At 69.7% G+C, this 7273-nt stretch carries 7 protein-coding genes and 1 pseudogene; 5 read left to right on the top strand and 3 right to left on the bottom strand.

The window, feature by feature from the left end; genetic code table 11:
* Positions 1–27 precede the first annotated feature (27 nt).
* Positions 28–328: pseudogene (locus QQM39_RS13250) on the top strand (transposase family protein); the annotation flags it as partial.
* A 1397-nt stretch (positions 329–1725) separates the two neighbouring features.
* On the opposite strand, the gene QQM39_RS13255 reads toward QQM39_RS13250, so the two are convergent.
* The gene (locus tag QQM39_RS13255) at positions 1726–2097 is read right to left on the bottom strand and encodes a hypothetical protein (protein ID WP_301996902.1); all 372 of its coding nucleotides are present in this window, start codon (positions 2095–2097) and stop codon (positions 1726–1728) included.
* 169 nt (positions 2098–2266) lie between these two features.
* Entirely contained in the window at positions 2267–2794 is a 528-nt protein-coding gene (locus tag QQM39_RS13260) for an ATP-binding protein (RefSeq protein ID WP_301996903.1), read from the bottom strand.
* Between the two features lie 233 nt (positions 2795–3027).
* Between QQM39_RS13260 and QQM39_RS13265 the strand changes: the two genes are divergently transcribed.
* The gene (locus QQM39_RS13265) at positions 3028–3258 is read left to right on the top strand and encodes a DUF397 domain-containing protein (RefSeq protein WP_301996904.1); all 231 of its coding nucleotides are present in this window, start codon (positions 3028–3030) and stop codon (positions 3256–3258) included.
* A 148-nt stretch (positions 3259–3406) separates the two neighbouring features.
* On the top strand, positions 3407–4327 hold the full coding sequence (locus tag QQM39_RS13270) for a helix-turn-helix transcriptional regulator (protein ID WP_301996905.1): 921 nt from the start codon (positions 3407–3409) through the stop codon (positions 4325–4327).
* Between the two features lie 12 nt (positions 4328–4339).
* Here the strand turns inward: QQM39_RS13270 and QQM39_RS13275 are convergent, their stop codons facing one another.
* Positions 4340–5158, bottom strand: a complete 819-nt coding sequence (locus tag QQM39_RS13275; RefSeq protein ID WP_301996906.1) for an SAM-dependent methyltransferase — start codon at positions 5156–5158, stop codon at positions 4340–4342.
* A gap of 325 nt (positions 5159–5483) precedes the next feature.
* Here QQM39_RS13275 and QQM39_RS13280 point away from each other — a divergent pair, with 325 nt between their 5' ends.
* Together QQM39_RS13280 and QQM39_RS13285 are read left to right on the top strand one after the other, a co-directional pair.
* Positions 5484–7049 carry an MFS transporter gene (locus QQM39_RS13280; protein WP_301996907.1) on the top strand — a complete coding sequence of 522 codons (1566 nt, stop codon included), beginning with the start codon at positions 5484–5486 and terminating at the stop codon, positions 7047–7049.
* A gap of 2 nt (positions 7050–7051) precedes the next feature.
* Positions 7052–7258 carry an MbtH family protein gene (locus QQM39_RS13285; protein WP_301996908.1) on the top strand — a complete coding sequence of 69 codons (207 nt, stop codon included), beginning with the start codon at positions 7052–7054 and terminating at the stop codon, positions 7256–7258.
* The last annotated feature ends 15 nt before the right edge of the window (positions 7259–7273 follow it).

Here is a 7273-nt window from a genome sequence, read left to right on the forward strand (position 1 = left end):
GGCCCGGGCGAGGTCGCCAAGCAGTCGGCGTGGGAGCTGTCCGGCGCGAAAGCCGCCGTCGGCGACACGATGGTGATCGCGGACGGCGGCTACCGGGACACGGGGGCTGGTCATCCCTCACCGCCGCGGGCACGGCCAGGCCGAGCTCCAAGCCTGGAAGGAGGAGCACAACGCTTCCCACCGCAAGGTCCGGGCCCGCGTCGAGCACGCCGTCGCCCGCATGAAGACCTGGAAGATCCTCCGCGACTGCCGCCCCAGAGGCGAAGGCGTCCACCACGCGATGCTTGGCATTGCCCGCCTGCACAACTCGCCCTCGCCGGATAGGTGACCGCCCCAGCAGCGATGGGCGGCTGAACCGGCCTTGAGATCACTTACGGGACAGCCCTCAGCAGAACTCCGGCGTCGACTGCGCTTCGCCGGAGCGCTCACGCAGGCGTGGGAAACACGGTGGGCGGACTGGCCCGATGGGCCTGCCGGTCCTGGATGATGAAGGCGGCGGAAGCCCGAACGCATGTGACCGCCTCGGTGGAGCCCCAAGGCTCCACCGCGCACCCCGGCGAACACCGCAACGCCCCGAGCGCAACACGTCGTCGGTGACTCGGTCTTCTCGCTGACAACGGAGCCGGTGGAAGGCATCACCCAAGGTCGCAGGCCCTCTTCATCACGCGCGGGAGTTCAGCGACCGCCGGGCGCGTCCCCGGCGAAAGCGGCACCAGCCGAACCCGTCCCTCAACCGCTACCGTCGAGCAAATCCGCAGGTCAGCGCCCCGCGCACGACCAGCCATGTTGTGTGGCTCCCGCCCAGGACTCGAACCTGCGGCCAAGCGACATCGGCCTGCCGACTCAACCGGACGACCAGGGCGGATGCCTGGATGAGAGAGCGGGACCCAATGTCACTGGGTCCCGCTCTTTGTCGTTTCCCTGCTCGGAACGGACGGGGAGCATCGAGGTGTGTGCGGTGCCGTAGTCGTGGCAGTGCCGGGGCACGACGGCCGTCCGTCACGGGAATTCAGCGTCGCCGGGGACAGACGGTCACGCCAGCGCGCAGCAGTGGGGCGAAGTCGGAGCGGGCCGTGCGTGCCATGTGTTCGTTCTCGCCGTAACGCGCCGGATGAGCCTGGGTACGGCCGGTCCGGTGACGGGAACAGCGCTGGCCGGCGCCTGCGCATCCGGCGAACGTGGGGGCGCTCAGGCGGCCGGCGGGTGTTGTCGGCTCACTTGTTGGGGAGTCCCCCTATGCCTGTGCAGCACACCCTCGTGATGACAGGCGCGAGTCGCGGGATCAGCCGCGTCGCCGCGGGGCACATCCTGCGGCGGTCGCCGGACGTGCACCTTCTCCTCGACGAGCAAGCCGGCCGTCATCCGCCTCGTCCACGAGTACGCGCGTCGGCCCCCGGCCGGGATCGACGCCGTCGCCTACCACCGGGGCTTCGTCCCGGGCACCGGCAGCCGTCGGACGGCTCATCGCCGCCCATGACGCTGTCGGCGCCGCCCCCGCGGATCACCCGAAGTGAGGGTCCCGGTGGTGGCCCGTCGGCTGGTCCCAGCGGGTCGGTTCTGTGCCGGTCAGTAGTTCCGCTGCCTGGGTCTGTGTGTGTGCGGCTGCTCTCTGGGCCTCCGCCACGGCGTCTCCGCGTTCCTGCACCAATTCTTCATAGATCGGCGGGTGATCGTTCTCGGAGGTAGCGCGTGCCATAATTCCGGTCCTTCCGCTGGGTAATGCCGTCAGGCCCTGTTGAGTCGGGCGGCAATTCCGTGCCCGAGGAGCAAGTAAAGGGCGGCGGGGAGACCGTAATTAAGGATGACTCGCAGGCTCTCTGTGTCCATCGTGAAAATGTCCTGCGCCCATCCGCCGAGCCAGTCCGCCGCGCCCTGCACGAACTCCACGAACGCGTTCCCTTGGTTCGCGTCGAGCAGGTACAGCACGATCCACAGGCCGAGCAGACCGGCCGAGACGTCGACGATCGTGCAGATCGCCAAGGCCGCCCTGCGTGCGGCGGCTTGGTTGCGCAGGGAGCGGTCGGGGCCTGCGGGGCGGTCGTACGCCTGGTGTCCGGAAACCGGGTCAGTGTTCACGAGAAATCCGATCTGACGCATTGCTGGGCGGATGGGTCACCCCGTGGAGCCGAGAATTCGGCCGTCGAGGGTTTCCACTTCTGCCTGGTTCTGCGTCATGCAAACGCGACCGCGTTACACCACTGTCCGAGGCATCCCGAATATGGCGGCCTGCTGAATATGCAGGCTTATACGGGCACTTATGGGTTGATCAGGCCTGGCGGCCGGTGGGGAGCATCGCCCAGACCGTCTTGCCGAGGGGCTGCCGTCGGGTCCAACCCCAGTGTTCGGCCAGGGCGTCGATGATGCGCAGCCCACGCCCGTGTTCGTCGAGGGGGTCGCTGGTGCGCGGGTACACGGGCGGCTTGTCGCTCGGGTCGGTGACCGCGCAGACCAGGTGGGCGGGGCGGCGGAGACTGAGCTTCAGCCAGATCTCGGGCTCGCCGGCGGCCGAGGGGTGGGCCGCGGAGTGCGGGGCGGCGTGCAGTACGGCGTTGGCGGCCAGTTCGGTGACCACCATGAGGGCGTCGGCGCTGCAGTGGTCGAGGGCCCAGTCACCGAGGGTGCGACGGACGAAGTCGCGGGCCTGGCAGCAACCCTGTTCGGCGCCGACGAGGCGCAGGGCCGCCGAGCGGGGCGGGGTGCGCGGGGGCTCGGGCCTGGCGAGATGGCTGCGGGCCGGGGTGCCGGGGTGCGCTGCCGGGGCCAGGGCCCTCTCCACAGGCGGCGCAGCGCTCACGGGCACTCGAAGCCCTTCGTACGCAGGTAAGGACACAACGTCTCCCTGATACACGGTCAAGGCGGGGGGTACGCGCTGCAGTTGACGCCACGGACTATTATCCACGCCGAAGGCGCCTCCGTGCAATTTCACGGGAAATTGCGCGAGCGGTGTCGACGCAGAGCACGTGATGCCCCCGGGCCCGCCGGGGCGGCGGGGCGTACACGTGGCCGAACGTGAGCAAGGAGAGTGCAGTGCCAACAGCACCGAACGGCGTGCAGGCAAGCTCGTTGGGCGTCCGCTGGACCAAGAGCCGGCACAGCAATGCCGAGGGCAACTGCGTCGAGGTGGCCCCCCTGGGCGACGGCAGCGTCGCGATGCGCAACTCCCGCGACCCCGACGGGCCGGCCCTCGTCTACACCCCGGCCGAGATCGCCGCCTTCCTGGCGGGCGCGAAGGAAGGAGAGTTCGACCACCTGGTCTGACCCGGACCGCCGCGAAGGGGCGTCCGCGGAAGGCCAGGGGACCGCTGTGAAGCGGAAGTTGTGCCCCTCACTTACGCCGGTTCAAGCGGCACGAGGCGGCGGGATGCGATAATGCGGTCTGTCCCATGCCGGTCTACGGGGAGTCAGGATGTCCGCCGAGTCGCCTCGCATCTCCCGCCTCGAACCGTATCTGAACCGGTCCGAGCCCGCGCCGACCCTGCTGAAAATGCTGGTCGGCGTCCAACTGGCGGGTATCCGCGAGGACTTCGGGCTCTCCCAGGACCAGGCGGCACGCGCCGCCGGGTTCAGTCCGGCGAAGCTGTCGCGCATCGAGGCGGGCAAGGGCCGTCGGCCGCCCACGGAGGCCGATGTCCGTACGCTGCTGGAGCTGTACCAGGCCAAGGAGTACGAGTCCTCGGTGCTGCTGCAGTTGCTGCGGCGGGCCGGTGAGCCCGGGTGGTGGCAGCGCTATGACAAGCGGCTGATGCCGGAGTGGTTCGACCGGCTGGTCGGGTTGCAGGAGGCGGCGACCGCCATCCGTACCTTCGAGCTCCAGTACGTGCCGGGCCTGTTGCAGACCGAGGCCTACACCCAGGCCGTGGTGGAGCGCGGGCTGCCGTCGGCGCCGGGCCGTGAGGTGCAGCGGCGCGTGGAGCTGCGGATGCGGCGACGGGAGCTGCTGCAGCGGCCGGACGCGCCTCAGCTGTGGGCGATCGTGGACGAGTCGGTGCTGCTGCGGATGCTGGGCAGCCGCGAGGTGATGCGCGAGCAGCTCGAGTATCTGGAGGAGATGGCCCGGCTCCCCCATGTGACCCTGCAGATCGTGCCCTTGGACGTGACGAACGCCTCCGCGCCCGCCATTCCCGTCACCTATCTGCGCTTCGGCGGCATCGATCTGCCCGACATCGTCTATCTGGAGCACATCAAGAGCGCCGCCTTCCTGGAAGACCAGGACGAGACGGAGGAGTACCGGATCGTCCTGGACCGGCTGGGCGACGAGGCCCTCAACCCACGCGAGTCGCTGGAGCGGCTGCGTCAGACGAAGGCCCGGTACGCCCCTGCCCCTTAGGGCGGCACTTCGCTACGGCAGTCGGCCCACGCCGCCGAACTCGATCCACTCCTGGGTGAGCTGGCGCGGTACGACCTCGGTGTCGGGGCGCCAGGTGGAGACCTCCACCAGGCCCGGCTCCAGGATCTCCAGGCCCTCGAACAGCTCCGCCACGTCCTTCTCCTGGCGCACCCGGCCCCAGTGGCCCTGGGTCGCCTGGTCCATGAAGTTGGTGACGAACTCGCGGACCTCGGCGTCCTCGCTGACCAGCTGGCACATCACCAGGTAGCTGCCGGGCACGAGTCGTGCGGCCACGCGGCGGGCCACGGCGAGCGGGCTGTCGGTGTCGCTGTCCGGGATGCAGTGGAACACCGAGTTGAACAGCACGGCCACCGGCTGCGAGAAGTCGATCAGGCGCTCGGTGTCCGGGTGGGAGAAGATGCCGTCGGTGTCGCGCATGTCGGCGTGGATGACGGCGGTGTTCTCGTTCTGCTCCAGCAGGGCGCGGCCGTGGACCAGGACCATCGGGTCGTTGTCGACGTACACCACGCGCGAGGACGGGTCGATGGCCTGCGCGACCTGGTGGACGTTGTTCTGGGTGGGCAGGCCGGAGCCGTGGTCGAGGAACTGCCGGATGCCGTAGTCCTGGGCCAGCGTCCCGACCACCCGCTGCAGGAAGCGCCGGTTGTTCAGCGCGAGGGCGCGGGTGCTGGGGACGACCTTGTCCAGCTCTTCGCAGGCGGCTCGGTCGGACGCGTAATTGTCCTTGCCGCCGAGGTAGTAGTCGTACATGCGCGCGGCTGTCGGAATCGTGGCATCGATCGACGTGGACAGCGGCTTTCCAGGCTCCATCGTTTCCCCCAGTGGCAGGGCCGGTCGAGGAGATCACCTCGCCCGACAACACATCCTAGGGAGGCGGCAGTTGCTCAGGCCAGTCCGTCTGTCAACCACCGCGGGAATGCCACCCTTGTCGCCCGTCCCGGCATCTCGTTGTGTCGTCAAACGTTCGTAGGTGTCTACGACGTGGCAGCGTCCGGCGCCTGTCAGAGCACGGCCCTCACGGTCATGGGGCGGCGTCCGTGAGGGCTTCTCGGCCTCCTTTCATGATCCGGCTGTGCGGCGGGCCACTTCGAACTAAGGTTCTCCGTCGGAAGCCACATTCGACGGGGGTACGCACGTGGCCGATTCGGCGCGCTCGCTTGACGACACCGCGCAGGACGGGGGAAGGACAGGCCGGTTCGCCGGCATGGGTCCCTTCATGCTCGTCTGGAGCGGGCAGGCGATATCCCTGGTCGGCAATTCCGTTCTGCGGTTCGCCTTCGTCTTCGAGACATGGTCGGCCACCGGCCGGGCCACGGCGCTGACCACGCTGTCGCTCTGCGCGATGCTCCCCCAGGTGCTGCTCAGCCCGCTCGCCGGAGCCTTCGTCGACCGGATCAACCGGCGTACGGCGCTGCAGCTCGCGGACGGTGGCGGACTGCTGGTCGTGGCGCTGCTCGGCGTCCTGCACTTCGCCGGCGGGCTGGACACCTGGGAGGTCTACGCGGCCGTCATGCTGCTCGGCGCCGCCGCCGCCTTCCAGTTCCCGGCGCTGGGCGCCTCCGTGCCGTTGCTGGTGGACAAGGGGCAGCTCCAGCGGGCCAACAGTCTGCTGGCGAGCGCCAAGAGCACGGCGGACGTCGGCGGTCCGGCGCTGGGGGGGCTCCTGGTGGTGTTCTCCGGGCTGGGTTTCATCCTCGTCGCCGACCTGGTGAGCTTCGCTGCCGCGCTGGCCGCCATCCGGGTCGTACGGATGCGGGGGGACGGCGGCACCGCGAGGAAGCCGGGGGGCGGGCCGCGCAAGAAGCTCGTCGCGGAGGCCGTCGAGGGGATGCGGTTCCTCTTCCGGCATCCGAGCCTGCGCGATCTGATGCTGGCCTTCTGCGTGGTCAACCTGGTCATGGTCTTCGGCTTCGCCGCCGTACAGCCCATGGTGCTGGCCCGGTCCGGCGGCGAGACCGCGGCGCTGGCGAGCGTCAACACCGCGATCGGGGTCGGTGGGATCGCGGGCGGGCTGCTGATGGCGGCCTGGAGCGGGCCGAGGAACCGGGCCCGGGGCATGCTGCTCGGGATCATCGGCATGTGCCTGTCCGCCCAGGTGGCCATGGCCCTCGCGGGCGGTGTGGTCGGCTGGTGCGCGGCCATTCTGGTGGGCGCGGCGCTCATGCCGATGATCAACGGCGTGATGCAGGCGATCGTGCAGACCAAGGTTCCCCAGGAGTGGCACGGCCGGGTCTTCGGCGCCGTGATGTTCCTGTCGCAGATCTCCGTCCCGCTGGCCACCGCGGTCTCCGGGCCGCTCGCCGACCATGTCTTCGAACCGCGGGCCGCGGACGGCAGCGGGATCTTCGTGGTGCTCGGGCCGCTCGTGGGCGACGGTCCGGGCAGCGGCATGGCCGCCATGCTGCTCATCGCCGGCCTGTGCGGCATCGCCGTCGGAGTGCTGAGCATGACCCGGCGCACGGTGCGGGAGATCGACTCGCTGCTGCCGGACATCGATGCCGAGTCCGGCGGGGACGGCGCGGAGGACGGGGACGGCGCGGGTGGCGAGGGCGGCGCGAGCACCGACGAGGCCGTGAGCCGCGGCGACGCCGGGCGCCCCGGTGATCCCGAGGATCCGGACAAGCGCCGCGACACCCCCGAAGACCCCGAGGATCCCGAAAACCCCGACAACCCCGAGAACAAAGCACTCGTGGAGGGCTGACCATGACCACCAATCCGTTCGAGGACGAGAACGGCACCTACCTCGTGCTCACCAACGCCGAGGGCCAGTTCTCGCTCTGGCCCGACGGGATCACCGTGCCGGGCGGGTGGGACGTGGCGCTGGCCGCGAGCAGCCGTGCGGACTGCCTCGCCTACGTCGAGGACAGCTGGAGCGACATATGTCCCGCCCGCACGGCAGCCGATGGCTGAGAAGGGGGCAACGGG

Origin of the sequence: Streptomyces sp. DT2A-34, assembly GCF_030499515.1 — a bacterium.
In the GTDB taxonomy this organism is placed as follows: domain Bacteria; phylum Actinomycetota; class Actinomycetes; order Streptomycetales; family Streptomycetaceae; genus Streptomyces.